22 protein-coding genes and 2 tRNA genes are annotated in these 24,087 nt (G+C 53.1%); 9 read left to right on the top strand and 15 right to left on the bottom strand.

Features of this window, described 5'->3' with window-relative positions; translation table 11 throughout:
- Positions 1 to 64 precede the first annotated feature (64 nt).
- From wbaP to yeaG, 5 genes are all read right to left on the bottom strand, one after another.
- Positions 65 to 1,531: an undecaprenyl-phosphate galactose phosphotransferase WbaP gene (gene wbaP, locus HX773_RS00615; protein WP_008110368.1), complete on the bottom strand. Its 1,467-nt coding sequence runs from the start codon at positions 1,529 to 1,531 to the stop codon at positions 65 to 67.
- A gap of 377 nt (positions 1,532 to 1,908) precedes the next feature.
- Positions 1,909 to 2,142 carry a DUF1480 family protein gene (locus tag HX773_RS00610; protein ID WP_110866277.1) on the bottom strand — a complete coding sequence of 78 codons (234 nt, stop codon included), beginning with the start codon at positions 2,140 to 2,142 and terminating at the stop codon, positions 1,909 to 1,911.
- Between the two features lie 77 nt (positions 2,143 to 2,219).
- Positions 2,220 to 3,947 (bottom strand): potassium/proton antiporter, encoded by a 1,728-nt coding sequence (locus HX773_RS00605; protein ID WP_101764211.1) that lies wholly within the window; start codon positions 3,945 to 3,947, stop codon positions 2,220 to 2,222.
- Positions 3,948 to 4,177: 230 nt separating this feature from the next.
- Positions 4,178 to 5,455 carry a YeaH/YhbH family protein gene (locus tag HX773_RS00600; protein WP_176970017.1) on the bottom strand — a complete coding sequence of 426 codons (1,278 nt, stop codon included), beginning with the start codon at positions 5,453 to 5,455 and terminating at the stop codon, positions 4,178 to 4,180.
- Positions 5,456 to 5,546: 91 nt separating this feature from the next.
- A complete protein-coding gene (yeaG, locus tag HX773_RS00595) occupies positions 5,547 to 7,481 on the bottom strand; it encodes a protein kinase YeaG (protein WP_008110364.1) in 1,935 nt (644 codons plus the stop codon).
- 408 nt (positions 7,482 to 7,889) lie between these two features.
- Between yeaG and HX773_RS00590 the strand changes: the two genes are divergently transcribed.
- Positions 7,890 to 8,639, top strand: coding sequence for a MipA/OmpV family protein (locus HX773_RS00590; RefSeq protein ID WP_176970016.1), 750 nt, complete (start codon positions 7,890 to 7,892; stop codon positions 8,637 to 8,639).
- Between the two features lie 80 nt (positions 8,640 to 8,719).
- On the top strand, positions 8,720 to 9,571 hold the full coding sequence (locus tag HX773_RS00585; protein ID WP_370463573.1) for an aldo/keto reductase: 852 nt from the start codon (positions 8,720 to 8,722) through the stop codon (positions 9,569 to 9,571).
- Between the two features lie 23 nt (positions 9,572 to 9,594).
- Here HX773_RS00585 and HX773_RS00580 read toward each other — a convergent pair whose 3' ends face one another.
- Together HX773_RS00580 and gapA are read right to left on the bottom strand one after the other, a co-directional pair.
- Complete coding sequence (locus HX773_RS00580) at positions 9,595 to 10,467, bottom strand: D-hexose-6-phosphate mutarotase (protein ID WP_176970014.1); 873 nt, start codon at positions 10,465 to 10,467, stop codon at positions 9,595 to 9,597.
- Positions 10,468 to 10,542: 75 nt separating this feature from the next.
- Positions 10,543 to 11,541: a glyceraldehyde-3-phosphate dehydrogenase gene (gapA, locus tag HX773_RS00575; protein WP_007889697.1), complete on the bottom strand. Its 999-nt coding sequence runs from the start codon at positions 11,539 to 11,541 to the stop codon at positions 10,543 to 10,545.
- A 338-nt stretch (positions 11,542 to 11,879) separates the two neighbouring features.
- On the opposite strand from gapA, the gene msrB reads away from it, so the two are divergent.
- Both msrB and HX773_RS00565 read left to right on the top strand, forming a co-directional pair.
- Entirely contained in the window at positions 11,880 to 12,290 is a 411-nt protein-coding gene (gene msrB / locus HX773_RS00570) for a peptide-methionine (R)-S-oxide reductase MsrB (protein ID WP_176970013.1), read from the top strand.
- Between the two features lie 2 nt (positions 12,291 to 12,292).
- The gene (locus HX773_RS00565; RefSeq protein ID WP_101764217.1) at positions 12,293 to 12,574 is read left to right on the top strand and encodes a YeaC family protein; all 282 of its coding nucleotides are present in this window, start codon (positions 12,293 to 12,295) and stop codon (positions 12,572 to 12,574) included.
- A gap of 36 nt (positions 12,575 to 12,610) precedes the next feature.
- On the opposite strand, the gene pncA is transcribed toward HX773_RS00565, so the two are convergent.
- The 3 genes from pncA to sppA all read right to left on the bottom strand — a co-directional run bounded on the left by pncA (position 12,611) and on the right by sppA (position 16,193).
- Positions 12,611 to 13,219: a bifunctional nicotinamidase/pyrazinamidase gene (pncA, locus tag HX773_RS00560; RefSeq protein WP_101764218.1), complete on the bottom strand. Its 609-nt coding sequence runs from the start codon at positions 13,217 to 13,219 to the stop codon at positions 12,611 to 12,613.
- A 15-nt stretch (positions 13,220 to 13,234) separates the two neighbouring features.
- Complete coding sequence (ansA, locus tag HX773_RS00555) at positions 13,235 to 14,248, bottom strand: asparaginase (RefSeq protein WP_101764219.1); 1,014 nt, start codon at positions 14,246 to 14,248, stop codon at positions 13,235 to 13,237.
- Between the two features lie 85 nt (positions 14,249 to 14,333).
- On the bottom strand, positions 14,334 to 16,193 hold the full coding sequence (gene sppA / locus HX773_RS00550; protein WP_176970012.1) for a signal peptide peptidase SppA: 1,860 nt from the start codon (positions 16,191 to 16,193) through the stop codon (positions 14,334 to 14,336).
- Positions 16,194 to 16,363: 170 nt separating this feature from the next.
- Here sppA and HX773_RS00545 point away from each other — a divergent pair, with 170 nt between their 5' ends.
- The 4 genes from HX773_RS00545 to HX773_RS00530 all read left to right on the top strand — a co-directional run bounded on the left by HX773_RS00545 (position 16,364) and on the right by HX773_RS00530 (position 20,352).
- On the top strand, positions 16,364 to 16,915 hold the full coding sequence (locus tag HX773_RS00545) for an NAD(P)H nitroreductase (protein WP_176970011.1): 552 nt from the start codon (positions 16,364 to 16,366) through the stop codon (positions 16,913 to 16,915).
- A gap of 153 nt (positions 16,916 to 17,068) precedes the next feature.
- Positions 17,069 to 18,112, top strand: a complete 1,044-nt coding sequence (gene selD, locus HX773_RS00540) for a selenide, water dikinase SelD (protein ID WP_176970010.1) — start codon at positions 17,069 to 17,071, stop codon at positions 18,110 to 18,112.
- Positions 18,113 to 18,133: 21 nt separating this feature from the next.
- On the top strand, positions 18,134 to 20,056 hold the full coding sequence (locus tag HX773_RS00535) for a DNA topoisomerase III (RefSeq protein ID WP_176970009.1): 1,923 nt from the start codon (positions 18,134 to 18,136) through the stop codon (positions 20,054 to 20,056).
- Positions 20,056 to 20,352 carry a YnjH family protein gene (locus HX773_RS00530; protein WP_176970033.1) on the top strand — a complete coding sequence of 99 codons (297 nt, stop codon included), beginning with the start codon at positions 20,056 to 20,058 and terminating at the stop codon, positions 20,350 to 20,352. Before HX773_RS00535 ends, HX773_RS00530 begins: the two co-directional genes overlap by 1 nt.
- Before the next feature lie 32 nt (positions 20,353 to 20,384).
- Here the strand turns inward: HX773_RS00530 and xthA are convergent, their stop codons facing one another.
- The 5 genes from xthA to HX773_RS00505 all read right to left on the bottom strand — a co-directional run bounded on the left by xthA (position 20,385) and on the right by HX773_RS00505 (position 23,044).
- Complete coding sequence (gene xthA, locus HX773_RS00525) at positions 20,385 to 21,191, bottom strand: exodeoxyribonuclease III (RefSeq protein WP_176970008.1); 807 nt, start codon at positions 21,189 to 21,191, stop codon at positions 20,385 to 20,387.
- Positions 21,192 to 21,326: 135 nt separating this feature from the next.
- Positions 21,327 to 21,411 (bottom strand) — tRNA-Tyr (locus tag HX773_RS00520).
- A 42-nt stretch (positions 21,412 to 21,453) separates the two neighbouring features.
- A tRNA-Tyr gene (locus HX773_RS00515) sits at positions 21,454 to 21,538 on the bottom strand.
- Positions 21,539 to 21,682: 144 nt separating this feature from the next.
- The gene (gene purU / locus HX773_RS00510; protein WP_101764236.1) at positions 21,683 to 22,531 is read right to left on the bottom strand and encodes a formyltetrahydrofolate deformylase; all 849 of its coding nucleotides are present in this window, start codon (positions 22,529 to 22,531) and stop codon (positions 21,683 to 21,685) included.
- Between the two features lie 57 nt (positions 22,532 to 22,588).
- Positions 22,589 to 23,044, bottom strand: a complete 456-nt coding sequence (locus HX773_RS00505) for a YchJ family metal-binding protein (RefSeq protein ID WP_101764237.1) — start codon at positions 23,042 to 23,044, stop codon at positions 22,589 to 22,591.
- Between the two features lie 96 nt (positions 23,045 to 23,140).
- Between HX773_RS00505 and rssA the strand changes: the two genes are divergently transcribed.
- Entirely contained in the window at positions 23,141 to 24,046 is a 906-nt protein-coding gene (rssA, locus tag HX773_RS00500; protein WP_101764238.1) for a patatin-like phospholipase RssA, read from the top strand.
- Positions 24,047 to 24,087: the final 41 nt, after the last annotated feature.

Raw genomic sequence — 24,087 nt, 5'->3', positions numbered from 1 at the left:
GGGGAAAAAGAAAGGGATAAAAAAGCGATGCCTGCCGAAGTGCACAGGCATCGCCTCGAGGGTATTAGTAAGCGCCGTCGCGACGAACCACTACGCCAGCGGTTTTGAACAGAATCGCAATGTCAGTCCACAACGCCCAGTTTTTCACGTACCAGGAATCGAAGTAGACGCGCGTATCGTAGTCGATGTCGTTACGTCCGCTGACCTGCCACAAGCCGGTCATGCCCGGTTTCGCCATCAGGTAGTAATCCACATCACCGGCATAACGCTCCAGTTCTGCTTCAATCACCGGACGCGGACCGACCAGACTCATTTCACCACGAATCACGTTCCACAACTGTGGCAGCTCATCAAGGCTGGTTTTGCGCAGGAAGTTGCCAATTTTGGTCACACGCGGATCGTTTTTCAGTTTGAAATCACGATCCCATTCGGCACGCGCTTCCTCGCTGGTTGCCAGCAGATTTTGCAGCACTTCCTGCGAGTTGGTCACCATCGAGCGGAACTTCAGGCACTTAAACTTCACGCCATCTTGCCCAACGCGTTCATGGCCATAAATCGCATTGCCGCCGTCACGTTTTACCATCGCACACAGCAGTCCAAATACCGGTCCGAGGAACAGCAGCAGCATTGATGCCACCACGATATCGAAGGTGCGTTTCAGGAAGCGCGAAGAGCGTTTCGCCAGGTTATTGCTGACGCGTAAAATCATCACTTCATGGCTGAAGATGAATGACATGTCGGTGCCATACAGCGGCACGCCGCGCAGCGTTGGGATCACGGAAATCGAACGGCACTTCATTTTGGACAGGAACTTCAGCCATTTATCGCGCACCACTTGCTGCTCAAATTCGGTGGCGACGATAAATTGCGTGTTGTCACGGTCCATGGTTTGCCAGTTGATGTCTTTCCAGGTGATCACCGGAACGCCATTAACCTTCTCATGCTGTTGGTCATCATCCAGCGAGATAAACGCCTGCACGTTATAACCGAGAATCTCCTCGCTCTGCAGCGCCGCATAGGCTTCCATGGCATTTTTACCGGAACCAATGATGATGGTTTCCTTCTGCCACTGACCTGCGCGGTTAATGGCGCGTTTTACCACGGCACGCATCAGCGGCAGCAGCAGCAGGGCGTAAGTCCAGCTGAACACCCAAACCATGCGCGAGAAGTCCCATTTTGAAAAGGCAATCAACGCCAGATCAAGCAGAGAGAAAACGAACAGGGTTTTAATCACTTCTTTCAGTTCAAACCAAAACGGCTTGCGATAAGTGTAGTGACGCATACGCACCCAGAACCAGGCGGTGCAAAGAATAGAAAGGCTAAATTGGGCAATAAACCGGTATTCAATCTGCTGAGGCGGAATAAAGGTATCCAGTTCGCCCCAAATACCTTGAACGGTGGCGGCAGATAAAAACAATGCCAGATTTAATGCAATTAAATCCGAGAAACTAAGTGCGACTTTTGCGATGAGGTTTTTGCGCAGTCCGCTCCACGAGCGGGTTGCATCATTCATTATCAAAGTACTTGCCATAAAACCTGCTCTCTTTTCTTAAGTAAAAGATGGCCTGACCAGAATCAAGTACGCGCTCAGGAGTGGTCCGCTGAAAAATGGAAAGAATAATTCTTTCAGCGAGATATAAGTCAGTGCTGCCATAAGCGCTGCAAGGAAAGGACCGTTTGAGACGTGATGCACGTCACGAAAAGCTGCAGCAACGTTTAAGAGTATGCAGGAGTTATTTGACAGAGTTAATATGGAAATAGTCTGAAAAGGAAATAAATGACTAAAGAAATAACAGGCTATTTAATTGAAATATAAGGTTAAAAGTTAATTAATCGCGAATATAACGCTTCATTTTAAGACAAACTTTCGGAATGACCGCCATTTCCATCAATGGCGGCGCCAGTTGGTCAGGCGGGTTTTTTTAGTACCCACAGGTCCTGCTGCTTGTCATAGTGTCCGATTTGCAGATCGACAGCCTCTTCATCAATCCATGCCGGTACACTGGTATCCACATCCCAGCCGTCGAGTTGGTCACTCAGGCCGGGATTGGTATGGCAGGGAATACTGACAGTGTCGCCATTGTCACTATTGAACTCTGCATCAACGATTTCATATTGACCAATCTTCACCACGCGTCCCATTATATTCTCCCGTATTAACTGGGTTGAATAGTGAGCATAGTCGTTCACACGCAGTTTACGAGCGATAAAGCCTCGGATTAATCCTTGTCTTCGCTCACGCGCACGCCGACCTTCACAATCTGATTATCTTCTTTTTCTGCCACCGTCCAGGTTAACTGCTTCCATTCCACCTGATCGCCAACCACCGGCGTGCTGCCGAGTAAACTCATCACCAGCTGTCCTAATGACTGCTGATCGTTGGTCTGTTCATCTAACTCCAGCCCATAGATTTGCGCCACGTCGCGCAACCGCGCTTCTGCATCCAGAATAAAGTCGCCGAAGAAGCGTTGATCCAGCGATACCGGCGGCGATTGGCTGAACATTTTACCTAAGGCGGGGAGATCGCGTTCACGGCCAATCACGCACAGCACATCGCCTTCTTTCAGGCGCGTATTGCCGTTGGGATGCATTAACGCGTTATCCCGGAACAGGGCGGCGATGCGGGTTTCGCGCGGCATCTGCAAATCACGCAGCGCTGCGCCAACGCACCATTTGTCGGCGCTCAGCTGATAGATGAATTGCTCCCACGGATTCTCCGGATGAATATCCAGCCCAACCCGGCTAATCGGCGAGGCAGTGGGCGGCACCACCACTTTGGCGCGCTTCGCGGCATAGCCCAGCGAGGTGCCTTGCAGCATCAGCGACACCAGCACCACAAAGAAGGCGATGTTGAAGTAGAGCTTGGCGTTCTCCAGCCCGGCCATCATTGGGAATACGGCGAGGATGATTGGTACTGCGCCACGTAAGCCTACCCAACTGATGAAGATACGTTCGCGTCCGGTGAAGCCTTTGAACGGTAACAGACCAACCAGAATCGACAATGGGCGCGCCACCAGAATCAACCACAGCGACAGAATCATCGCCGGCACCGCGATGTGCCACAAATCGGACGGTGTCACCAGCAAGCCCAGCACAATGAACATGCCGATTTGGCTCAGCCATGCCATGCCGTCAAAGGTTTGCAAAATACCGTGGCGGTTGCGAATCGGGCTGTTGCCCAGCAGGAAGCCGCACAGATACACCGCCAGAATGCCGCTGCCTTCCATCACGGTGGTTAACGCAAACACGATGATGCCGCCACTCACCGCCAGCAGCGGATATAAACCCTGCGCCAGATTGATACGATTGATCAGCTGCTGCAGCGCCCAGCCGCCGCCAAGGCCCAATACGATGCCGAGACCAAACTGCTGCACCAGATGCACCACGAACATCCAGCTCAGGCCGGACTGGCCTTGCTGGATCATGTCGATCAGCGTGATGGTGAGAAACACCGCCATCGGGTCGTTGCTGCCAGATTCAATCTCCAGCGTGGAGCTGACACGTTCGTTGAGGCCTTTATCACCCAGCAGCGAAAACACGGCGGCAGCATCGGTAGAACCAATAATCGCGCCAATCAGAAAGCCCTGCATCAGATCGAGCTTAAACAGCCAGGCAGCGGCAACGCCGGTTAAACCTGCGGTGATCATCACGCCGACGGTCGCCAGCGATAATGCCGGGCCGAGCGCTACCTTTAGCGAAGACGCTTTGGTGCGCATTCCGCCATCGAGCAAGATGATGGCTAAAGCCAGGTTAGAGACCAGATAGGCGACGGGATAGTTATCAAAGGCGATGCCACCGATGCCATCAATGCCGGCCAACATGCCGAGAGCCAGGAAGATCACCAGAATCGGAATGCCAAGGCGTGATGAAAAGGAACTGAGCAAAATACTTGCTGCTACCAGCACGGACCCAATAATGAACAAACTGTAAATCATGCTGGTATTCAACGGCGTTCTCCTGCGGCGGGGCAAAAAAGACAAACTGCGGGGGATTCACACAGACAAGGTGGAAAGATAATGCCTTATCAATAGCTTGTCAGCGCTTAATTGCACATTTTTTCATTCTGTGGGGCCGCATCCCATATACAGCTAAATTTGTATGAAAAAACAACAGGAAATGGCGCGAAGTGAGCGGGGCTGCTGCAAAGAAAAAGCCGGTCAGTGACCGGCTTATAGACTCAGGCTTCTGCAGCCTGTTTGTGGAAAAGTTCTCTAAATACCGGATAGATGTCTTCTGGCTCGCGAATATGTTGGATTGCGAAGTTATCAAACATCGCCTGCAGATGTTCATACTCGCGCCACAAGGTCTGGTGCGCGCGGCGCGTGATCTCGATGTAGCTGTAATAACGCACAACCGGCAGAATATGTTTGGCTAAGATCTCGTGGCAGAGCGGCGAATCATCGGCCCAGTTATCACCATCCGACGCTTGCGCCGCGTAAATGTTCCACTGTGACGGGTCATAACGCTCTTTAACCACTTCATCCATCAACTTCAGTGCACTGGAAACAATGGTGCCGCCCGTTTCCTGCGAGTAGAAGAACTCCTGTTCGTCGACCTCTTTCGCCTGAGTGTGATGGCGAATATAAACCACGTCGACGTTCTTGTAAGTACGGCTCAGGAACAGATACAGCAGAATGTAGAAACGCTTCGCCATATCTTTGGTGGCCTGATCCATCGAACCTGACACGTCCATCAGGCAGAACATCACGGCCTGGCTGGAAGGTTCTGGTCGCTTCTCGAAGTTTTTGTAGCGCAGGTCAAAGGTGTCGATAAACGGCACGCGATCGATGCGCGCGCGCAACTCAGCGATCTCTTTACGTAAACGCTCCTCTTCCAGTAACTGCGCCGGTTCGCTGTTTTCCACTTCGGTTAGCGTGGCTTCCAGTTCGTTTAACATGCGGCGTTTACCCGCCGTCATCGCCGTACGACGTGCCAGCGAGTTCTGCAGCGAGCGCACCACGCTGATGTTAGCCGGCGTACCGTTTGAGGTGTAGCCCGCGCGATGGGTTTTGTACTCGTTTAACTGACGATGCTGATTCTTGCGCAGGTTCGGCAGTGCCAAATCTTCGAACAGAAGATCGAGATATTCATCTTTAGATATCTGGAAGCTGAATTCGTCCTGGCCTTCACCATCCTGACTGGCGTTGCCCTGGCCGCTACCGCCGCCTCCGCCGCCACTTTGCGGACGTTCAATGCGATCGTTTTGCACGAAATGGTCGTTCCCAGGATGCACGCGATGGCGACTGCCGCCGCGACCCTGATGGAAACTCGGTTCATTGATATCGTCAATTGGAATCGAGACCGATTCGCCGCTCTCGACATCGGTCACCGAACGCTTATTGATGGCCTCGGAGATCGATTGCTTGATTTGCGACTTATAACGGCGCAGAAAGCGCTGCCGATTGACGGCGCTTTTATTCTTACCGTTGAGACGCCGATCGATAAAATAGGCCATAAAAATCCCCCAAACTGCATTGCAAGCTTAGGCCGGGAAAACCCGGCCTCCTGTTGCAGCACCGTAGCGCCGCGACGCTTACAGATAACGATTATGAAGATTTACGCACGCGCAGATACCACTCGCACAGCAGGCGTACTTGCTTGCGGGTATAGCCTTTTTCCATCATGCGATCGACAAAATCATCGTGTTTTTTCTGCTCGTCCGTTGAAGTTTTGGTATTAAACGAAATCACCGGCAGCAACTCTTCGGTGTTCGAGAACATTTTCTTCTCGATGACCGTGCGCAGTTTTTCGTAGCTGGTCCAGTTCGGATTGCGTCCGCTGTTCTGCGCACGGGCACGCAGCACAAAGTTGACAATCTCGTTACGGAAATCTTTCGGGTTACTGATCCCGGCAGGTTTCTCGATCTTTTCCAGCTCGGCGTTCAGCGATTCGCGGTCAAACAGCTGTCCGGTGTCAGGATCGCGGTACTCTTGATCCTGAATCCAGAAATCAGCGTAGGTGACGTAGCGATCAAAGATGTTCTGACCGTATTCAGAGTAGGACTCCAGATACGCGGTCTGAATCTCTTTACCGATAAACTCGGCGTATTTCGGAATCAGGTAGCCTTTCAGGTGCTCCAGATACTTCTCGGCTTGATCCTGTGGGAACTGCTCGCGCTCAATTTGTTGCTCCAGGACGTAGAACAGATGCACCGGGTTGGCCGCCACTTCGGCATGGTCAAAGTTGAACACGCGCGACAGGATTTTAAACGCGAAGCGGGTTGAAAGGCCGTTCATGCCCTCATCAACACCCGCGTAATCGTGATACTCCTGCCAGGATTTCGCTTTTGGATCGGTATCTTTCAGGCTCTCGCCATCGTAAACGCGCATTTTCGAGTAGATGCTGGAGTTTTCCGGCTCTTTCAAACGCGACAGAATCGAGAAGCGGGCCAGGGTTTCCAGCGTGCCCGGCGCGCATGGCGCAGTGGTCAACTCACTGTGATCCAACAGTTTGTTGTAGATCTTGATCTCTTCGGAAACGCGTAAGCAATAAGGCACTTTGACGATGTAAACACGGTCGAGGAAGGCCTCATTGTTTTTGTTATTACGGAAGGTGACCCATTCTGATTCGTTAGAGTGCGCCAGAATGATGCCGTTGAACGGCAGGGCAGAGATCCCTTCGGTACCGTTGTAGTTACCTTCCTGCGTGGCGGTCAGCAGCGGATGTAGCACTTTAATCGGTGCTTTAAACATCTCAACGAATTCCATCACGCCTTGGTTTGCGCGGCAAAGGGCACCTGAATAGCCGTAAGCATCAGGATCGTTTTGCGCGTGATTTTCCAGTTTGCGGATATCAACTTTACCGACCAACGCAGAGATATCCTGGTTGTTCTCATCGCCAGGTTCTGTTTTGGCAATTGCTACTTGCTCCAGAATTGACGGCCACACTTTCACCACTTTGAAGCGAGTAATATCGCCGCCAAACTCATGCAGGCGTTTCGCCGCCCAAGGCGACATGATGGTGCCAAGATAACGCCGCGGCACGCCATACTCTTTTTCCAGAATATTGGCGTCTTCCTGCGGGTTAAACAGGCAGAGTGGATGGTCGTTTACCGGGCTGCGCTCGCCGTCGGCGCTCAGCACATAGATCGGCACACGCTGCATCAGTGCTTTCAGGCGCTCAGCCAGGGAGGATTTACCGCCACCCACCGGGCCCAGTAAGTAAAGGATCTGTTTCTTCTCTTCCAAACCCTGCGCGGCGTGTTTCAGATAGGAGACGATTTGCTCAATCGCTTCCTCCATACCATAAAACTCTTCAAAGGCCGGGTAGCGTCCCATGACGCGGTTGGAGAAGATGCGGGAAAGGCGTGGCTCTTGCGCAGTGTCAACCATCACCGGCTCACCGATGGCCATTAAAAGTCGCTCGGCAGCGTTGGCGTATGCACTGCGATCCTGTTTACAGATGGCGAGGAATTCCTGCAATGAGAACTCTTCGTCCTTGGCAGCTTCATAACGCTGACGATAGTGATCGAATATATTCATAGCGATGCCCGTCCTTTCGTTTTTAGCACAGGTAAAGGAGCGTAATAAAAGTTTGTAGCAGCTCCCGGAAGATATTCTTTATTGAGTACAGCAACCCTTATGCCAACCTGACGTTTTTTTATCGGGATACACAATACTTATGGTTACTCTGCTCGTACAAAAAAGTCTCGTCATACATTTAACTGTAGAAGGCATTCAGAAAACCTGCAGCCACTTTTCTCCTTATTCAGCGATATATCAATAACAAAGTCTCATAAGCACTGAGGCAATCAACCTAAGCCGCGAGAGCGATGCAGCCACTCAGAATATTTCGCTAAGCCGGTTACAGAGCATCATTAAACGTTAACCGATAGCAAAAATTTGGTTAGACTCTGCGTGTGATTGTTATATTAATGGACTGAATAAATTGTGAACCAATTCAAACTTAAAGCGCTTGCTCTGGCTGTTCCTTGTTATTTTGCGGCGTTCGGCACTCATGCAGAACCCTTATCTCTTGGCGCTTCGGTGATTTATGCGCAGTCACCTTATCGGGGCGGACAAGACCGCTATCTGCCTATTCCGGTGATTAATTATGAAGGTGAAAACTTCTGGTTCCGCAGCTTGCAAGGCGGCTATTACCTGTGGAAAGACCCGCAGAATCAGCTGTCGCTGACGGTGCTGGGATCGCCGCAGCAGTACGATCCGAAAGACAACGATTTGGGTGACATGAAAGCGCTGGATAAGCGCCGTATGACGCTGATGGCCGGCGCCAATTATCGCCATGTTGCCGATTGGGGCATCGTGCGCACCGCTTTGCTGGGTGATGTGCTCAATAACAGTAATGGGTTGATCTGGGATCTCACCTATTTATATCGCTTCGATTTCGGCGCATTCAGCCTGACGCCGGGCATTGGTGCCATGTGGAACAGCGCCAATCAGAACCGTTATTACTACGGTGTTTCCTCTCATGAAAGCGCGCGTACCGGCATCTCTGAGTATCATCCTGACGACAGCTGGTCGCCGTATGTTGAGATGAATGCCAGCTACCAAATCAGCCAAAGCTGGAACGCCAGCTTGTCAGGTCGTTACACGCGCTTCGACAGCGAAATCAAAGACAGCCCGATGGTCGATAAGAGTGGCCAGTTCACACTCTGGACCGGCATCAGTTACAGCTTCTGATGATCAAATAAACGCCTCGTAATGAGGCGTTTTTCTTACATTGCACCAATCCAGAGCCCCAACTTAGCGCAACAGGAGGAGTGATGAAGACTATTCAATTTCACGGTGAATCTGCTTTACCCGCTATCGGCCAGGGAACCTGGTATATGGGTGAAAGCGCAGCGCTGCGCAGCCAGGAAGTAGCGGCACTGCAGGCGGGATTAGATCTCGGACTCAAGGTTATCGACACGGCAGAGATGTATGCGGAAGGCGGTGCCGAAGAAGTGGTTGGTGAAGCGTTACGTGGACGTCGCGATCAAGCCTGGCTGGTATCGAAGGTGTATCCCTGGAATGCCGGTGAAGTCGATGCTATCGAGGCCTGCGAGCGCAGCCTGCGCCGTCTGCAAACCGATTACCTCGATCTCTACCTGCTGCACTGGCGGGGCAATGTGCCTTTAGAAGAAACCATCCGCGCGATGGAATCCTTGCAGCAGCAGGGCAAAATCCGCCACTGGGGCGTCTCGAACTTTGACCATGACGATATGCTGGAGCTGTGGCATGAGCCCGGCGGCAAGGCCTGTTTAACCAATCAGGTGCTGTACCACTTAGCGTCGCGCGGGATTGAGTATGATCTGTTGCCGCAGTGTCAGCAGCGCGAGATGCCGATTATGGCCTATTGCCCGCTGGCACAGGCTGGACGACTGCGACAGGCGCTGTTTGACGATGCGCATCTTCAGCAAATTGCACAACAGAAGGGCATTAGCGTGGCGCAAGTGCTGCTGGCCTGGGTGATACGTCAGCAAGGCGTTTTGGCTATTCCTAAAACCAGCAGCGTTTCACATGTGCAGCAAAACGCGGCCGCGCTTAGCATCAATCTGACGGATGAAGAGCTGAGCATCATCGATCGGACGTTTCCTGCGCCACAATCCAAAACTGCATTGGATGTGGTTTAGCGGCGCAACGGCACCGCATCTTATTACTTATTGACGATACGAATCGTGGTGCCCAAACGCGCAGGGGATTCGCCCGCACTTTTTAACGGCTTGCTAATACGCGCAGTTTCGACGCACACCATGGTTTTGTAGCCTTCATTTGGCATATCACCCATGCTGCATGACAACTCTGGACCTGGGTTCCACGTGACAACGTCACTCTGATAATGGTGATAGACCTCGATCTGGCGTTTGCCCGCTTTATCGTGAATCACGCTGCAATCATCCGCTGCAGTGTGAATACGATCCACGCGGTTTGGATAGGTCTGCTTGCCGTCTGATGCGCCAACAGCATTATCGTTAACCTTATCGATAAAGCTGTTACCCAATCCGCTCACTTCGACCTGCGCGATATCCGCAATCTGGAAGTAGCTGTGCAGCGCTGCCGTGGCTTCATAATCGCCGTAGGCTTCCAGCTCAATTTCACAATGTTCGGCAATCCGGAAGCGAGCGAGCAGGGTGAAATCGTGTGGCCACAGCTTTTTAGTTTGTGCGTTGCTTTCCAGCGTAAACGTCAGCAATACCGCATCTTCGTTTTCGTCATGGGCGGTCAGCGTCCATGGCATATTGCGTGCAAAACCGTGCGCCGGTTCACCTGCAGGACCAAACCATGGCCAGCAAATCGGCACGCCGCCGCGGATTGCTTTACCCGTGGTAAACGGGGTCTTTTCACTGAGCCAAATCACCGGTTTTTGGCCGCTGGGTTGCCACGAAAGCAGATGCGCGCCTTGTAGAGCAATCGCCGCACGCACTTTGGGATGGCTGATCACCACAATCGGCAAATCACCCAGCTGACGTTGTGACAGATAAGGGGTGATTTGATTCACTACCGGAAGGGTATAAAGCGTATCTTGCATGGTCAGACCTTCTCTTTTATCCAGTCGAAAAAAAGGGGCGACCGAAGTCACCCCTTGTCTGTTTAGCCGGTTAGCTTACTTAGAAGCAACCAGTGCAATCAGATCCAGAACTTTGTGTGAGTAGCCAGTTTCGTTATCGTACCAGGAAACCAGTTTCACGAAGTTGTCGTTCAGAGCGATACCTGCTTTAGCATCGAATACTGAAGTCAGGGTTTCGCCGTTGAAGTCGGTAGAAACCACGTCGTCTTCGATGTAGCCCAGAACGCCTTTCATTTTGCCTTCTGACTCAGCTTTGATCACTGCACAAATTTCTTTGTAAGTCGCTGGTTTTTCCAGGCGAACAGTCAGGTCAACAACAGACACGTTTGGAGTAGGAACGCGGAACGCCATACCGGTCAGTTTGCCGTTCAGCTCTGGCAGAACAACGCCAACTGCTTTAGCTGCACCGGTAGAAGATGGGATGATGTTCTGCGCTGCGCCACGGCCGCCGCGCCAGTCTTTATGAGACGGGCCATCAACGGTTTTCTGAGTAGCGGTAGTTGCGTGAACGGTGGTCATCAGACCTTCAACGATACCGAAGTTGTCGTTGATAACTTTAGCCAGTGGAGCCAGGCAGTTGGTGGTGCAAGACGCGTTAGAAACGATGTCCTGGCCAGCATATTTGTCAAAGTTAGCGCCACGTACGAACATCGGGGTGCTGTCTTTAGATGGACCAGTCAGAACCACTTTCTTCGCGCCAGCGGTGATGTGTTTACGTGCAGTTTCGTCGGTCAGGAAGATACCGGTCGCTTCAGCAACAACGTCAACACCCACTTCGTCCCACTTCAGGTTAGCCGGGTCTTTCTCAGCGGTAACACGGATTTTCTTACCGTTAACAATCAGTGCACCGTCTTTCACTTCTACAGTGCCGTCAAAACGACCGTGAGTAGAGTCATACTTCAGCATGTATGCCATGTAATCGGCGTCGAGCAGATCGTTGATCGCGACGATTTCGATGTCAGAACGCTGCTGCGCAGCACGGAAAACGATGCGACCGATACGGCCAAAACCGTTAATACCTACTTTGATAGTCATATATTCCACCAGCTATTTGTTAGTGAATAAAAGGTTGGCTGTAAAATTACAAAAACCTTACCAGGCGTCAAGCGGAATCGTGTCAATTGTTGCGACAGGTCAATTCCAACACCAGGAATAATTCGTTGCGCAATCGCTTACGCAGCACCCTTATTGCGCGCCTATGTTACGCCGAATGCGGGCTGAAAAGGGATGACTTTTGCAAAGGGTGATCGCCATCACAAAATCGTGCTGTGGAACAGATGTCGGATGCGTTAGCACGAAAAAAGACCCGATAGATGTTGTACGTTTGTTAGAATACTAGTCGATTTTTTCAGAATGACACTCCGGAACTCAAAATGGCTAAAGACACTGCACCCGACGCAAAAATCGCGCAGCTTTCCGAAATGCAGCGCTATGTCACTCAGCATCGTGGAACGGAGCCCCCTTTCTCGGGCGCCTTGCTGCACAACAAGCAGGAAGGGATTTACCACTGCTTAGTTTGTAATTCGCCGCTGTTTCTCTCCGAAACCAAATACGATTCAGGCTGTGGCTGGCCAAGTTTTTATCAGCCTTACAGTGACGACGCTATCCGCTATCTGGAAGATGATTCACACGGCATGCACCGGGTTGAGATTCGTTGTGGCAACTGCGATGCGCATTTGGGACATGTGTTCCCGGATGGCCCACAGCCGAGCGGCGAGCGCTACTGCGTGAACTCCGCCTCGCTAAACTTCACGGATGAGCAGGGCAATCAGCAAGAGGGCTAAGCATGAAACAGGAACTGGAAGCGATGCTGGAGGCGATGACGCCGGAAGTGTACGAGCGACTCTCCACGGCGGTTGAAATCGGCAAATGGCCAGATGGCGTTGCGCTGACGCCAGAGCAGAAAGAGAATTGCCTGCAGCTGGTGATGTTATGGCAGGCTCGCCACAATGACGATCCGCAACATATGACCATCAGCAAAGGTGGGGATATGGTGATGAAATCGAAGAAACAGCTGAAAGAAGAGTTCGGCATTGAGCCCGATGTCACGCGCATCAATCTGCACTAAAAATCAAAAGGGCTGGTTCTCACCAGCCCCTTATTTTCAGATTAATACCGCACCTTGTGCTTCCATCTGAGCGAAAGCGATTTCACTGTCATCCGGATTCAGATTCACACCGCGGCAGCCCTCTTTAACCACCTCCACGTTGTAACCTAACTCCAGCGCATCCAGCACGCTGTATTTGACGCAGTAATCGGTCGCAATACCCAACATCACTAAATCGCTAATGCCGCGCTCGCGCAGCCAGCTGTCGAGTTCTGTTTTGCGTCGATGGCCGTTATCAAAGAAGGCGCTGTAGCTATCCACCTCAACATCGCCCCCTTTATGGAACACGGCATCAATCAGAGAGCGATCGAGATCGGGATGGAAATCCGCCCCGACAGAGTTCTCAATACCGTGATCGGGCCACCAGATCTGCGCTAAACCGTTTAATTCGCCCAGCGTGTAAACCGGCTCACCGGAGATCGAGGCGAAACTGCCGTGATTGGCTGGATGCCAGTCTTGCAATGCCACCACACATTCCCCCCGATCGTGAAACTCACGCGCAAATCGATTGGCGACGGCAACCGTTTGGTCACCCTCACGCACCGCCATTGGGCCGCCGGGGCAAAAATCGTTCTGAATATCGATGATTATCAATGCCCGCTTCATTGGTTTCGCTCCGTATCAATCTTCAGTCAGTTCGCCGCGTAAATTCTGCTGCATTTTGGCACGAATTTCCGCGCTGGTAAGGTTCTGACTCAATAAAAAATGCAGTTTGGTTAATGTGGCTTCCACGGTGAGATCAAAACCGCTGATCACGCCCGCATGCTCAAGCGCATTGCCGGTGGCATAGCCGCCCATATTCACTTTGCCGGACATACACTGCGTCAGATTCACCACCACGATGCCGCGATCGCTGGCCTGTTGCAGTTCCGAAAGGAACTCAGCATTTTGCGGCGCGTTGCCAACGCCGTAAGAACGCAGGATCAAGGCTTTCACCGGCTGACGCAGAAAGTTGCCCACCACGTCGGCAGAGATACCCGGATAAATCGTCACCACGCCAATCGGCTGTGGCGTAATCGGATGCACAATCAGCTCGCCGTGACCTTGCGGGGCGGGCGGGGTGTTTAATCGACGGATATGGATGCCCGCTTCCAGCAAGGGCGCCAGGTTGGGTGACGCGAAGGCATTAAAGCCGTCAGCATGCGCCTTGGTGGTACGGTTGCCGCGGAACAGCGTGTTGTTGAAGAACAGGGCAACTTCACTGATCGGATAATTGGCCGCCACGTACAGCGAGTTCAGCAGGTTTTGCTGCCCATCAGAGCGCAATTCTGCCAGGGGAATTTGCGAGCCGGTGACAATCACCGGCTTAGCGAGATTCTCCAGCATAAAGGAGAGCGCCGAAGCGGTGAAGGCCATGGTGTCGGTACCATGCAAAATCACAAAGCCATCGTAGCGATCGTAGTTTTGCTTAATATCGTTCGCAATCGATTGCCAATCCTGCGGCGTCATGTCCGAGGAATCCATCAGCGGCTGATATTCATGGATGGTGAAATCCGGCATTTCAGGCCGATGGAATTCGGGCATGTTTGCCAGCTGCTGCTGCAGATGACCAGATACCGGAATGTAGCCCTGCGCAGAGCGCTGCATCCCGATGGTGCCGCCGGTGTAGGCTACGTAGATATTTTTCTTTTGCATGAAGGAACTCAGACTTGCCGTAAAACGCGCAGTATAAGGGGATTGCCAACGAAAAGCAGCCCGACCAGCGGCCGGGCTGTAAAGATTAGCGTACGTTGCCGCAGTTGAGGCAGAAAGCGTAGCGATTTTGCGGATCGTTGAGGTTATTCAGTAAGCCAGGTTGCTGTTTCATTGCGCTCATTACGTCCAGCATCGGCGCAGGCAGCCAGACTTTCAGCGCTGCCGGCAATACCGCCTGAACCGACGCGTTCATCTGATTCAACAGCAGATCGATCATGCCCGGATCATCCTGATACCAGCTCAACTCCGGCTTAGCGACTTTCGCCAGCTCAGCGGCTTTCGCCACGGCATCGTCAAAGTCACCCAACGCATCGACCAAACCATTGGCTTTGGCATCGCTACCGGTCCAGACGTGGCCCTGCGCAATCGCATTGATCTCATCAGGCGTTTTGTGACGCGAGGTCGCCACCAGGCCCACGAAATTACGATAGCCATTCTCAATGGTTAGCTGCATCAGCTGCTGCACTTCGGTTGGCAGCGCTTTGGTGGTGGCGACATCCGCCAGCGGCGATGTGGCGACGCCGTCAGTATGCACACCCACCGAACTCAGGCTGTTTTCAACGGTGTTAATCACGCCAAAGATACCGATGGAACCGGTTAGCGTGCTTGGTGCCGCCACGATGTAATCAGCAGGCGTTGAAATCCAGTAACCGCCGGAAGCCGCCATGCCGCCCATCGAGACCACCACCGGTTTACCCGCATCGTGGGCTGCCGCCAGCTCTTCACGAATGGCTTCCGATGCTGTGACGCTGCCGCCTGGGCTGTTGACACGCAACACAATGGCTTTGATTTTAGGATCCAGACGCGCATCGCGGATTTGCGACGCCGTGGTATCACCGCCGACGTTTCCAGCGCTCTCTTCACCGTCCATAATCGCACCGCTGGCAAGGATCACGGCGATATTGCCATCCTGACTCTGCGGCGGCTGTTTAACGGTGTAATCGTAGATACTCACGCTGCGGTAATCGTTATTTGCCTTGTCCCAGCCAAAGGTTTTCACCAGTTCCTGATCGGCGGCTGCACGTGTATTCAGCACATCCACTAACTTATTGTTCAGCGCATATTTCGCGGTATCACCTTGTACCGCCTGCAGGCCGCTAATAATGCCGGCTGCACCCGGGAACAGCTGTTCTGGTGTGATCTGACGATTGGCTGCCACAGTATTCAGGTAATTCTGCCACAGCTGGCCGATCCAGCGCCCATCAGCGTCGCGCGCTTCCGGTGACATATCGTCACGCAGGAACGGCTCAACCGCCGACTTATACGTGCCTACGCGGAAGACATGCGAGTTAACTTTCAGCTTTTCCAGCAAAGTCTTGTAGTAGAGACCATTGGTGGCGAAACCGTGTAGATCGACCGTGCCCTGAGGTGAGAGATACACCTTGTTGGCGTAGCTGGCGATGTAGTATTGCGCCTGGCTGTAGCTGTCGCCGACCGCATAAATAGGTTTGCCAGCGTCACGGAATTCGCGCAGTGCTTTACCCACATATTGCAGCGAAGGTTGATCGCCACCGGCAAAGTCACGCAGCTCCAGCACGATGCCAGTGATATTTTTATCGGTTTTTGCCTGGCGGATCGCATCGACGACGTCGAACAGGGAATTCTCCTGCAGGCGATCGCTATTGGCGCCTAACAGTTGACGGCTGATACGACTCAGACGATTGCTGACGGAAGGTTTATCGACCAGCACTCCGCTCAGATCGATTTTCAATGCGCCTTGCTGTACAGGTTCACTGCTGTTGGAACTGGATACCTGCAGCCAAATCCCGACGCCCGCCAGGATCAAAACAATAAGAAATAAATTAAGAATAAATTCCCGAATAAAATTCAGTACCCGCCAGGTCCAACGGAACAGACCGGAAATAATTCGCCACAAAGTGCGCATAAACTCTCCATATTCACGTAGCAGGGCAGCCAGCACGCGGTCTGCCCCGATGTCGGGTTCATCCTAAAGAGCGGCGTGCGAAAAGTCAGCAGGAAATCGCGCCAGACTGTTACAAAAGATCGTGCTGTGCCAGGATTAGCCCACGCTTTTTTATTCACGGGAGAAGAATAATGGATGCATTGGATTTATTAGTTAATCGCCGCTCGGCGTCACGTCTGGCAGAACCGGCTCCGGCGGGTGAAGCGTTGCAAAATATTCTGCACGCCGCGATGCGCGCCCCCGATCACGGCACATTGCAGCCCTGGCGTTTCATTATTGTCGAAAATGAGGGACGCGAGCGCTTTGCTAACTTGCTGGAACAGGCCGCGCGTGACAGCAACCTTGAGCAGAAGGCGATCGACAAAGCGGCCTCCGCGCCTTTTCGCGCGCCGATGATCATCACCGTGGTGGCGCATTGTGAAGAGAACGCCAAAGTGCCGCAATGGGAGCAGCTGGCGTCTGCCAGCTGTGCAGTGATGGCAATGCAGATGGCCGCGGTGGCGCAAGGATTTAACGGCATCTGGCGTAGCGGCCCGTGGACCGATCATCCGTCAGTGCGCGAAGCCTTTGGCTGCCGCGAGCAGGATGCGATTGTCGGTTTCCTCTATCTTGGCACGCCGCAGTTGAAAGCCAACACCACCGTGGTTGCGCCGGATACCGCGCAGTTTGTCAGTTATTTCTGACAGACAATGCTGGACTTTTGCGGCAGTTTAGGCGCCGTTGCAAAGATTGCACAGAGCCTGTGCGAAAGATCGAGGTTAGGTCGTGCAACACTTACTACCCACTGACAGCCAGGCTAACATAGCGCCTTCTGTTCATCGCATAAGGAAGTCGCCATGAGTGAACCTCTTCGTTTAACGCAATACAGCCACGGTGCGGGTTGCGGGTGCAAAATTTCGCCGCAGGTTTTGGAAACCATTCTGCGCAGTGAGCTCAGCCCGTTTCACGATCCACAACTGCTGGTGGGCAATGAAACGCGTGATGACGCCGCGGTATACGATCTCGGCAACGGTAGCGCGGTGGTGAGCACCACCGACTTCTTTATGCCGATCGTCGACGATCCTTTTACCTTTGGTCGTATCGCCGCCACTAACGCCATCAGCGATATCTACGCGATGGGCGGGAAACCGATCATGGCGATCGCTATTTTAGGTTGGCCGGTGAATGTACTGAGTCCGGAAGTGGCGCAGCAGGTGGTGGAAGGTGGGCGTGCCGCTTGTCAGGCGGCGGGAATCGCTCTGGCAGGCGGCCATTCGATTGATGCACCCGAGCCGATCTTCGGCCTGGCCGTGACCGGTATCGTCGATGTGGCGCGCGTGAAAAAGAACAGCGCGGCGCAGGCTGGTTGTCATCTCTTCCTCACCAAACCATTAGGCATTGGCATTCTTACCACCGCTGAAAAAAAAGGCCTGCTGCGGCCTGAACACCAGTCGCTGGCCGCCGATGTAATGTGCCAGCTGAATAAAGCCGGAGCGGAATTCGCCAAACTGGCGGGCGTCAGCGCCATGACCGATGTCACCGGTTTTGGCTTGCTCGGCCATTTAAGTGAAATCTGTCAGGGTTCAGGATTGCGTGCCGAAGTGATTGCGGCGCAGGTACCGCGTCTGGCGGGCGTCGATGACTATATCGCTGCAGGAGCGGTGCCTGGTGGCACCAGCCGCAACTTCGCCAGCTATGGCGAGCAGATTTCACCGCTTGATGACGCCACCCGCGCGCTGCTGTGCGATCCACAAACCTCCGGCGGTCTGCTGGTGGCGGTTCAACCCAGCGCCATTGATGCGTTCCAGCGCTGCGCCTCTGCAGCAGGCGTGCAAGCAACGTCGATTGGCGAACTTTTTGCCGCCGAAGCCGATCGTCCACTGATTACCGTAGTTACCTGACGTTAAGGAACGACGCCATCCATGCGTTTGTTTATTGCCGAAAAACCCAGCTTAGCGCGTGCGATTGCCGACGTGTTGCCGAAACCGCATCGACGCGGAGACGGCTATATTGCCTGCGGGAATGACCAGGTTGTGACCTGGTGTGTTGGGCACCTGCTGGAGCAGGCGCAGCCCGACAGTTATGACAGCCGTTATGCGCGCTGGAATCTGGCTGATTTACCGATTATTCCGGAAAAATGGCGCTTGCAGCCGCGTCCTTCCGTGGCGAAGCAGTTAAAAGTGATTGAAGGCCTGCTGCAACAAGCCAGTATGGTGGTGCATGCGGGTGACCCCGATCGTGAAGGTCAACTGCTGGTGGATGAAGTGCTGGATTACCTGCAGCTCGCGCCAGAGAAACGCAAAACGGTGCAGCGCTGCCTGATTAACGATCTCAATCCCTCGGCGGTTGAACGCGCGGTTGGGCGCTTGCGTGAGAACCGCGAATTCATTCCGCTGTGTGTGTCTGCATTAGCGCGTGCGCGCGCCGACTGGCTCTACGGCATCAATATGACGCGCGCTTTTACCTTGCTGGGCCGTAACGCCGGTTACGATGGCGTGCTGTCGGTTGGCCGCGTGCAGACGCCGGTGCTTGGTCTGGTGGTGCGCCGCGATGAAGAGATCGAGAACTTTATCCCGAAGGACTATTTCGAAGTTAAAGCGCACATTGTCACGCCCAAAGATGAACGCTTTGTCGCCAGTTGGGTGCCGAGCGACGCCTGTGAGCCGTGGCAGGATGAAGAGGGCCGTTTGCTGCATCGTCCCCTGGCAGATCACGTGCTTGAGCGCATCAACGGTAAGCCGGCGCTGGTCACCGGATATAACGACAAACGCGAGTCGGATACTGCACCGCTGCCATTTTCGCTTTCTGGCTTGCAGATCGAAGCCGGCAAGCGCTTTGGCCTCAGCGCGCAAAATGTACTGGATTGCTGTCAGCGGCTGTATGAAACCCACAAGCTGATCACCTATCCGCGTTCCGATAGTCGCTATCTGCCCGATGAGCACTTTGCCGGACGCCATGCGGTGTTGAACGCCATTCAGGCGCATCAGCCCAATCTGACACCGCCAGCGGATTTCAATCCCGATCAGAAGAACCGCTGCTGGGACGATAAAAAGGTCGATGCGCACCATGCCATCATTCCCACCGCGCGAGCCAGTAAGGTTAGTCTGACCGAAAATGAAGCCAATATTTACGGCCTGATCGCCCGCCAGTATCTGATGCAGTTTTGTCCGGATGCGGTGTTCCGCAAATGCGTTATTGATCTTGATATCGGCGGCGGAAAATTTATCGCCAAAGCGCGTTTTCTGGCCGAAGCCGGCTGGCGTGCGCTGCTCGGCAGCAAAGAGCGTGACGAGGAGAACGATGGCACGCCGCTGCCGGTCGTTGCTAAAGGCGATGAGCTGCTGTGCGAGCGCGGCGAAGTGCTGCCGAAGCAGACGCAACCGCCGCGTCCGTTTACCGATGCGACACTGTTGTCTGCGATGACCGGCATCGCCCGCTTTGTGCAGGATAAAGAATTAAAGAAAGTGCTGCGTGCAACCGATGGTTTAGGAACGGAAGCAACGCGTGCGGGCATTATCGAATTGCTGTTCCGCCGCACTTTCCTGGTGAAAAAAGGCCGCTATATTCATTCGACGGATGCGGGTAGGGCATTGATCCATGCGCTGCCAGAAATGGCCGCCCGGCCAGATATGACGGCGCAATGGGAATCGACGCTTACCCGTATCAGTGAGAAGTCTTGTCGCTATGATGAGTTTATGCAGCCGCTGGTCAGCACCTTGATTGGGCTGATTGGTGAAGCACGCCAGCGACCGTCGCTACAGGCCTTTCGCGGATTGACTGCGCCTGGGGCCAAAAAGAAAGCCAAACCGAAAACGGCTCGTCGCAAAGCCAAGGAGACAGAGTGATGCGTTATGCAATGATGTTGCTGGGCGGATTGTTGTTATGCAGCACCTCGGCGCTGGCCAACCGCCAGCCGGAAAACAATCGTATGGGCAATACCGATGTGGTGGTGGATCTGCCGCCAGAAGTGTGGACACAAGGGCAAAACAATCGTCAAAGCAACTGCATGCAGTGCTGTACCTATGAGAACCGCAGTTATTCTGAAGGTGCAGTGGTGAAAGCAGAAGGCGTGTTGTTGCAGTGCGCAAGGGACGAAAAGGTATTAGGAACCAATCCGCTTATCTGGAAGATCATCAAATAAAAGCGCGTGGCGTTTGACGCCACGCTGCTTCATCACAGTTTAAACGTCGACCAAACCGGGGCGTGATCCGACGGTTTTTCCATGCTGCGGATATCGTAATCGATGCCACTCTCAATACAGCGCGAGGCGAGCGGCTGGCTTGCCAGCAGCAGATCGATGCGCAGACCACGATTGTCGTCAAAGCCTTTCGAGCGGTAATCAAACCATGAGAAACGATCATTGGTTTCCGGGAATTTATCGCGCCAGGTATCAACCAAACCCCACTTAAGCAAGCGATCCATCCACTCGCGCTCTTCAGGCAGGAACGAGCATTTTCCGGTACGCAGCCAGCGCTTACGATTATCTTCACCAATGCCGATGTCAAAATCAGTGCTGCTGATATTCATGTCACCCATGATCAACACCGGTTTATCGACGGCTAGCTGTTGCTCAAGATAGCTTTGCAGATCGCGATAAAACTTCTCTTTCGCCGGGAACTTGGTGGGATGGTCGCGGCTTTCACCCTGCGGGAAATAACCGTTGATCACCGTGATATCGCCAATCGGACTCGGGATTTTTGCCATGATCAAACGACGCTGTGCATCTTCCTCATCGCCAGGAAAACCGCGGGAGACGTTGACAGGCTCAGCTTTGGTCAGCAGCGCGACGCCGTAGTGACCTTTCTGTCCGTGATAAAACACGTGATAACCCAGTTTGCTGACGTCCTCGAGCGGGAACATATCGTCATGCACTTTGGTTTCCTGCAAGCCGATGACATCGGGTTGATGCTGTTCAACCAGCGCGGCTAATTGATGAGGACGCGCACGCAAGCCGTTGATGTTGAAAGAGACAAATTTCATTTCGCTGCCATTTTTATCCGCAAAAGTATGGCGCGATGGTAACGAGTTTTTGGGGAAAAGTCATGGTGTGAAACGGGAGAAAACAGCGATTAAAGCAGAAGGGGAGAACGAAGGATAACTAAGGAGAACATGTGATGGTGGTGGGAGAAGGATTCGAACCTTCGAAGTCTGTGACGGCAGATTTACAGTCTGCTCCCTTTGGCCGCTCGGGAATCCCACCGGGGATATTACATATTGTGGCTTCAGGCAGAGACGATTCAGATGGTGGTGGGAGAAGGATTCGAACCTTCGAAGTCTGTGACGGCAGATTTACAGTCTGCTCCCTTTGGCCGCTCGGGAATCCCACCACTGGCCTGAATCATTGCGTCTTAAAGCGGGGCGCATCATAACAAATGCGCTCAGCCTGTAAAGCGCCGTCACTGAAAATAAAAACTGTTTGCCCACTTTTTATGCGTGGCGCTGAAGAGTTGTGCAGTTCAGCGCCGAAGTGGTTAAAGAATGATCGTGCGGTTGCCGTAAACGAACACGCGCTGGCCTAACACTTTATACAGCGCGCGGCTCAACACATTCTTCTCAACGTCTCGTCCTGCACGCATCATCTCTTCTGCGGTGTAGCTGTGATCGACGTTGATCACGTCCTGCATGATGATTGGGCCTTCATCGAGGTTATCGTTCACGTAGTGCGCGGTGGCACCGATGATTTTCACGCCGCGCTCATAAGCCTGATGATAGGGACGCGCGCCAATGAACGCCGGCAAGAAGGAGTGGTGAATATTGATGATCTGGTTTGGATAACGTTGCACGAAGGCGGGCGTTAACACACGCATATATTTAGCCAGCACCACGTAATCGGGCTGATAACGGTCAATTTCATCCGCCATGCGGTTGTCGTGCTCTTCACGCGTGTGGCCTTCGTGGCTCACCATCACAAACGGAATATCGAAACGTTCAACCAGTGAGCGCAGCGTTTCGTGGTTACCGATGACTGCAGCAATCTCCATATCCAGACCGCCAAACGCGCTTTTCATCAGCAGATCGCCCAGGCAATGCGCCTCTTTGGTCACCAGAATCACCACACGGCGACGACCGGCACTTTGCAGTTCACGCACTGAACCGACGGGCAGCGCGCTATCGAGATCGGCCAGCAAGGTGTTGTCGTTGAAAATACCTTCCAGCTCGGTGCGCATGAAAAAGCGTCCGGTACGATGATCGACAAACTCATTGTTCTGCACAATATTGAGTTCGTGCTTGTAGCAAATGTTGGTGATCTTGGCGATTAGACCTTTCGCATCAGGGCAAATGGTTCGTAAAACTTTTCGTTGGATGGTTTGCGCTTGCATCTCGATCAGAGTCCTGTCAAAGCGATGAATGGTAAAGCCGTTGTGTATCTGTCCAGATTACCCACAACATTTTTTGTATTTTTTATCGGCGCCACAAGGACAGCGATCGTTACGTCCCAACTCAGGCGTTGTTCCGTCAACATAGTACCAGCGTTGATCCTCACGAAGAAAGCGCGAACATTCATAGATGGCTGAAGTGCGGCCTTTTTCGAGGTAACGCGCAAAAAACGTCACGAAGGCTTCATTCTCATGGCTTCCATGATTACAACGAGTTACATTCAAGCCCAGCCATTCAGTACCGGCAAAACTTTCGGATAATAACGTCTCAAGGTCGGCCACGCGTTTACTGGAGTGCCAGGTTTTCGCCAGCCACGCGGCATCTTTCACGACGTAGGCGGTGTAGCGTGAGCGCATTAATTGCTCCGCGCTGGACGGGTTCGCTTGGCCATTCAGAAAGGGTTGGCAACATACGCTATACTCCTTTCCGCTGCAGCAAGGGCACTTTTCAGACACGTCATCTCCTGGAAGTGATTAAAGTAAATTTAAGCGTGCGCTATGGTAGCCGACTGTCAGGCGTGATGCTACGTACCATGCCAATCATGAGGTGAGATGAGAAAGGTCAGGATCGGGCTGGCACTGGGTTCAGGTGCTGCCAAAGGTTGGTCGCACATCGGCGTGATCAATGCGCTGGAACGCGCGGGGATTGAAATCGATGTGGTGGCCGGATGTTCTGTTGGCGCGTTGGTCGGCTCGGCTTACGTGAATGGACGTCTGGGCGTGATGGAGAAGTGGGTGAGTGCATTCCGTTATTGGGATGTCATCCGATTAATGGACCTGTCGTGGCAGCGCGGTGGTTTATTGCGCGGCGACCGGGTGTTTAGCCACATTCGCCAGCTGATTCCCAACGACCTGATCGATGAGTGCGATAAGCCATTTGGCGTCGTCGCGACCAATCTCAGTACCGGACGTGAAGTGTGGTTGACCGAAGGCGATTTGCATCAAGCTGTGCGTGCGTCCTGTAGTATGCCAGGCTTATTGCCACCCATCGCTTACAATGGTTATTGGTTGGTGGATGGTGCGGTGGTGAATCCCGTGCCAATCTCATTAACCCGCGCATTAGGTGCTGACATCGTTATCGCCGTGGATTTACAGCATGACGCACATCTGATGCAGCAAGATTTATTGTCAGTCACGCCGCAAAGCGGTGAAGAAGCGGCGGCAGTAGAAGCGCTGAGCTGGGGAAAGAAACTGCGTCAACGCCTGATTGGCCTGACGCATCGCCGTGCTAATCAAACGCCGGGTGCGATGGAGATTATGTCGACATCCATCCAGGTTCTGGAAAATCGCCTGAAACGTAACCGCATGGCGGGCGATCCGCCGGATGTGCTGATTCAGCCGTTTTGTCCACAAATTTCCACACTGGACTTCCATCGTGCAGAAGAAGCCATTGCGGCTGGCAAGGCCGCCGTTGAGAAAAAAATGGATGAACTATTACCGCTGGTCCGTGGCAGATAGTCAGGTTGTTCATTCACAGGTGTTGCTACTTCAGCTAATTC

The organism is Pantoea sp. B9002 (assembly GCF_013385945.1).
Taxonomy (GTDB): Bacteria; Pseudomonadota; Gammaproteobacteria; order Enterobacterales; family Enterobacteriaceae; genus Pantoea.
This window is presented reverse-complemented; position numbering and strand designations above follow the sequence as displayed.